Here is a 4976-nt window from a genome sequence, read left to right on the forward strand (position 1 = left end):
AGGGTAGAAGGTGCCCGTAGGGCGGATGAGGGGGCCACACGGCACCAATCTAAGAGCCTCCCGCATCGCGGGAGGCATTCGCACATCATCACTAAGGAGGAATTACATGAGCACGGATCACGGCCGCCTTGACGGCAAGATCGCCATCGTCACCGGCGGCACGCAAGGCTTGGGTGCCACCATTGCCCGTCTCTTCGCCGAACGCGGCGCGGAAGGCATCATCATCTGTGGCCGCAACGAAGCCAAGGGCAAGGCGAGGGCGGCGGAGATTTCGGCTGCGACCGGCGTGAAGGTCGTTTACGTCAAGGCTGACCTCGCCAAAGTCGAGGATGCGAGCCACGTCGTCCACGCATGCGACAAGGCCTTCGGTCGTGTCGACGCGCTGGTCAATGCCGCCGCCATTACCGATCGCGGCACCATCCTCGACACCAGCCCCGAACTCTTCGACGCCATGTTTGCCGTCAATGTGCGGGCGCCGTTTTTCCTGATGCAGGAAACAGTGAAGGTCATGCGCCGCGAAAAGATCGAAGGCACGATCGTCAATATAGGCTCGATGTCGGCTAAAGCCGGCCAGCCCTTCATCGCCGCGTACTGCGCTTCCAAGGGCGCGCTGGAAACGCTGACGAAGAACACCGCTTATGCGCTGCTGCGCAACCGCATCCGCGTCAACGGCCTCAACATCGGCTGGATGGCCTCCGAAGGCGAGGATCGCATTCAGCGCGAATATCACGATGCACCTGCAGACTGGCTGGAGAAGGCAGCGGCGAATCAGCCCTTCGGCCGGCTCGTCGATCCACACGAGGTGGCGCGCGCCTGCGCCTACCTGTCATCGGCGGAATCCGGCCTGATGACCGGCTCAGTCATCTGTTTCGATCAATCGATCTGGGGTGCTTACGACGGCTCGCCGCATCCGGTCGCCGCTCTCTGAGAAAACCCGAGCCCTCAAATTTCCCGTTGCCGCGCTCTGGTCGCTGGGAGGATTTGTCGCTAGGAGAAAGACAGCAGCATTCAGGGAGGAACTGGCGTGGCTGACAATCCGCTTTATGAGGTCCGCGATGACCGTTTCGCCGCTCTGGTTATCGGCAGCGCCGCCCTCGATGAGCTTTATTCCGGCTGCCGCTGGACGGAGGGCCCGGTCTGGTTTTCCGACCTGAACTGCCTTCTCTGGAGCGATATCCCGAACGAACGCATGATGCGCTGGACACCGGATGGGACGGTCTCCGTCTTCCGCTCGCCCTCAAACTATGTCAACGGCAATACCCGCGACAAACAGGGCCGGCTCATCTCCTGCGAACATGGCGGCCGCCGGGTCACCCGCACCGAATTCGATGGCAGCATCACCGTCCTCGCCGACTGCTACCAGGGCAGGAGATTAAATTCGCCAAATGACGTTGTCGTCCATTCGGACGGCGGGATCTGGTTCACCGATCCGACCTACGGCATCCTCTCGGACTACGAGGGCCACAAGGCCGAGCCCGAACAGCCGACCCGCAACGTCTACCGGATCGACCCGATAAGCGGCGCAATCGACGCCGTCGTCGAAGATTTCATCCAGCCGAACGGCCTTGCCTTCTCGCCCGATGAAACGAAACTCTACATCGCCGATTCCGGCTCGGGCAAACACGAAGTGCCATGCCACATCCGGGTCTTTGATGTCGTGGACGGCAGAACGCTTGCCAACAGCCGCTATTTCTGCAGCCTCGATGCCGGCCATCCCGACGGTTTTCGTTTCGATATCGGCGGCAACCTTTGGACAAGCGCGGGTGATGGTGTGCATTGCTTCTCACCCGATGGCACGCTGCTCGGCAAGATCAAGGTGCCGCAGACGGTGTCCAATCTCACCTTCGGCGGCCCTAAGAAGAACCGGCTGTTCATCACCGCGACCCGTTCGGTCTATTCGATCTATACAAAGACGAACGGCGTACAATATCCGTAGTTTATGGAGCACAGCGCCGTGCGTTGGACAGGCATGCCTGACGATATCGCCGTCGTCTGATAGGACGGTGTTGCCCCGGAGCGTCATCTGCAAGGGGCGGCAGCGGTTCCGGATGACGGCCTGCACGAAAAAAGCTAAAGCGCATCGCATGAATCAGTTTTGATGCGACGCGCTGGAGCGCTCGCGCCTCATTGCATCAAGGAGGAATACCCGATGATCCGATTTTCATGCGCCAAAGGGAGCCGCACGGCTCCTGATGCTACGATCCGGAGAGCCTAAGATGCGTTCCGTCGTTTCCTTCAACGAGGGCTGGAGTTTCCACGAGGGCTTCGGCCAGCGCCTGCTCGAAAACTTCGATGCCGCCAAGCCGGTCAGCCTGCCCCACACCGCCGTCGAACTGCCCTTTAACTATTTCGATGAAAAGAGCTATCAGCGCGCCTTCACCTATCAGAAGGTGCTGCGCTGGCTGCCGGAATTCGAGGGCCGCGAGGTTTCGCTGATCTTCGACGCCGCGATGGCCGATAGCGTCATCTATCTGAACGGCGAGGAGATCATCGCCCACAAGGACGGCTATACTCCCTTCGAGGCCCGCCTTACCGGCAGGCTGGTCAAGGGCGAAAACCTCGTGACCGTGAAAATCGACGGCAGCGAAAATCCTGCCATTCCACCCTTCGGCGGCCGCATCGATTACCTGACCTATGCCGGCATCTACCGCGACGTCTGGCTGAAGGTCACCGACCCGGTCTCGATCCGCAATCTCAAGATCGAAACATCAGACGTTCTCGCCCCTGAGAAATCCGCGACCGTCCGCGTCGATATTGCCAATCCCGAAGGCCGCAATTTCTCTGCAACGGTCACCGCCACGCTGAAGCAGGCCGACGGCGCCGTGATCGCCACCGCCGCGACCGAAACGATCGGCGAGCAAACCCGACTTTCCTTCGGCGGCCTCACCGGCATCGCGCTCTGGGACATTAGCAATCCAGCGCTCTACGAAATCTCCGTCGAAATCAGGACCGAGCACGGCTCCGACCGTCTCTCTACCCGTTTCGGCTTCCGTACCGCCGAATTCACCCCCGAAGGTTTCCGCCTCAATGGCAAGCCGCTGAAATTGCGCGGCCTCAACCGCCATCAGGCATTCCCCTATGTCGGTTACGCCGCCGGCCGTTCCGCCCAGGAACGCGACGCCGACATCATGAAGAGCGTGCTGAAGTGCAATATCGTCCGCACCTCGCATTACCCGCAGTCAAAATGGTTCCTCGACCGTTGCGATACCGTTGGCCTCCTGGTCTTCGAGGAAATCCCCGGCTGGCAGCATATCGGCGATGCCGACTGGCAGAAGGAATCGATCGAGAACGTCCGCCGCATGATTGAGCGCGACTGGAACCATCCCTCGATCATCATCTGGGGCGTGCGCATCAACGAGTCGCAGGATAGCCACGACTTCTACGTGGAGACCAACCGCTTGGCCCGTGAGCTCGACAGCACCCGCCAGACCGGCGGCGTGCGTTACATCACCGAGAGCGAGCTGCTCGAAGACGTCTACACGATGAACGACTTCATCCTCGGCAACGAGGAACTGCCGGGCTCCAACCGCCCGCGCACCGCGCTCCGCACCCAGCAGGAAAATACCGGGCTGTCACATAAGGTGCCGTACCTCATCACCGAGTTCAACGGCCATATGCACCCGACCAAGATCTACGATCAGGAACAGCGCCAGGCCGAGCATGTGCGCCGTCATCTCGAAGTGCTGAATGCCGCCTACGGCGATCCGGATATTTCCGGCGCCATCGGCTGGTGCATGTTCGATTACAATACCCACAAGGATTTCGGCTCCGGCGATCGCATTTGCTATCACGGCGTCATGGACATGTTCCGCGAACCGAAATTCGCGGCCTATGTCTATATCAGCCAGTGCGATCCTTCCGAAGAGATCGTCATGAAGCCCGTTACCTTCTGGGCGCGCGGCGAGCGCAATATCGGCGGCGTGCTGCCGCTGATCATCCTGACCAATTGCGACGAGGTGGAACTGCAATATGGCGGGCTCAGCAAACGTATCGGTCCGGATCGTGAGAATTACCCGCACCTGCCGCATCCGCCTGTTGTGCTCGACCACAGGCACTTCACATCAGATGAGCTCGGCACCTGGGGACTCGAATGGATCGACGGCACCCTCACCGGCTATATCGACGGCACGCCCGTGGCCAGCCTGAGGCTGGCGGCCGATCCCTTGCCGACGACGCTGGAAATCGTGGCCGACGCCGGCACGCTGAAAGCCCGCGAACGTGACAGCACGCGTGTCATCATCCGTGCCCTCGATCAGTGCGGGAATCGCCTGCCGTTCATGAACGACAGCATTTCGCTGAAGGTGCATGGCCCGGCAAAGATCGTCGGCCCAACCAATGTGCCGCTGCAGGGCGGCACATCAGGCTTCTGGCTGGAGGCGACGGGGCTGGTGGGAGAAATCACCGTCGAAGCGGTCTCCTCACGTTTCGCGCCGGCGACCCTCAACCTAACGGCCGTCGCCTAACGCATAACCCGAAAATCGAGATGGAGCGCCCTTGGCGCATCTTATCGGACGCACGGCGCTCCACCTTATGCGATCCGCGCCTGCGTTTCCGGATCGAAGAACACAGCCTTGTCGAGATTGAAGGCGAGGCGCGTGTGCTGGCCGGGCGCGATGCCTGCATCGGCGCGCAGGCGCGCGACGACTTCCTTGCCGCCGAGCTTGGTGACGGCGAAGGTGTCGGAACCGGCCGGTTCGACAACCTCGATCAGGCAGTCGCCTTCGGTGAGCGAGCGGGCATTGCGGTCGGCGCCGTCGGGGTCGGTCAGCGCCTCGGGGCGGATGCCGAAGATCACCTGCCGGCCGGCATAGGAGGAAAGGCCGTTGCCGGTCATCGAGACGGGAAGCCTCAGCGGGGCGGCGTTCGGCCGCTCGAGCGAGACCGCAAGGCCGCCGGCGCCGTTCTCGACCGAGGCCTTCACCAGGTTCATCGCCGGCGAGCCCATGAAGTCGGCGACGAACATGTTGGCGGGATTA

4 protein-coding genes are annotated in these 4976 nt (G+C 61.4%); 3 read left to right on the forward strand and 1 reads right to left on the reverse strand.

Annotation, left to right across the window (positions count from 1 at the left end; genetic code table 11):
- The first annotated feature begins 106 nt into the window (after positions 1-106).
- The 3 genes from AC13QO_RS29720 to AC13QO_RS29730 all read left to right on the forward strand — a co-directional run bounded on the left by AC13QO_RS29720 (position 107) and on the right by AC13QO_RS29730 (position 4463).
- Positions 107-928, forward strand: a complete 822-nt coding sequence (locus AC13QO_RS29720) for an SDR family oxidoreductase (RefSeq protein ID WP_183698562.1) — start codon at positions 107-109, stop codon at positions 926-928.
- 96 nt (positions 929-1024) lie between these two features.
- Complete coding sequence (locus tag AC13QO_RS29725) at positions 1025-1936, forward strand: SMP-30/gluconolactonase/LRE family protein (protein ID WP_488542741.1); 912 nt, start codon at positions 1025-1027, stop codon at positions 1934-1936.
- A 280-nt stretch (positions 1937-2216) separates the two neighbouring features.
- Complete coding sequence (locus AC13QO_RS29730; RefSeq protein ID WP_488542742.1) at positions 2217-4463, forward strand: glycoside hydrolase family 2 protein; 2247 nt, start codon at positions 2217-2219, stop codon at positions 4461-4463.
- 65 nt (positions 4464-4528) lie between these two features.
- Here the strand turns inward: AC13QO_RS29730 and AC13QO_RS29735 are convergent.
- The coding region (locus tag AC13QO_RS29735; protein ID WP_488542743.1) for a TOBE domain-containing protein at positions 4529-4976 on the reverse strand (448 nt) is incomplete at its 5' end.

Source organism: Rhizobium sp. CNPSo 3670, assembly GCF_057784555.1.

Bases quoted from the DNA above. Each gene is read 5' to 3' on its own strand.
- AC13QO_RS29720 (WP_183698562.1), top strand. From the start codon at position 107: ATGAGCACGGATCACGGCCGCCTTGACGGCAAGATCGCCATCGTCACC.
- AC13QO_RS29730 (WP_488542742.1), top strand. From the start codon at position 2,217: ATGCGTTCCGTCGTTTCCTTCAACGAGGGCTGGAGTTTCCACGAGGGC.